This window comes from Bacillus sp. 05T31, assembly GCF_056396725.1.
The window spans coordinates 1-409 of sequence record NZ_JBFTMA010001443.1; the positions used below are offsets into that span (position 1 = coordinate 1).

Below are 409 nucleotides of genomic sequence, written 5' to 3' on the forward strand. Positions count from 1 at the left end.
ATAATATTAGAGAGTGGAAATGAAGGAGAAGTAAATAATTATATAACAGCCAGACTACCAATAGAAATAGGAAAATATAAAGGTGAAATTAGTTTACGAGAAAAAGTKGTATTTACAGAAAAAGTCATAGGAATAAAAGAGGTGGAACAGGAGATTATTTTGACAAAAACCGAATTTTTAGTACCAAAAGTAAAAAAGAATGGACAAAATAGATTTACAGTTGAAAAAGGGAGCTTATTTGTAGAAGGCTATATTTATCAATGTATTGAATACATTTCAGAACAAAGTACATTTSATGAYAATGTGTATCAGTTAGTACAAAATATTGTATTGGAATTAATCATTCAAGTGATACAAGAACAGGAAGTACAAGTGCGAATTACATAAAAATGATTATATTCCCTTGATT

At 27.6% G+C, this 409-nt stretch carries 1 protein-coding gene; it reads left to right on the plus strand.

Annotated elements, in window-relative coordinates:
* On the plus strand, nucleotides 1–387 hold a 387-nt coding region (locus AC1DJR_RS33735; RefSeq protein ID WP_477004644.1), incomplete at its 5' end, for a DUF7852 domain-containing protein.
* Between the last annotated feature and the right edge of the window lie 22 nt (nucleotides 388–409).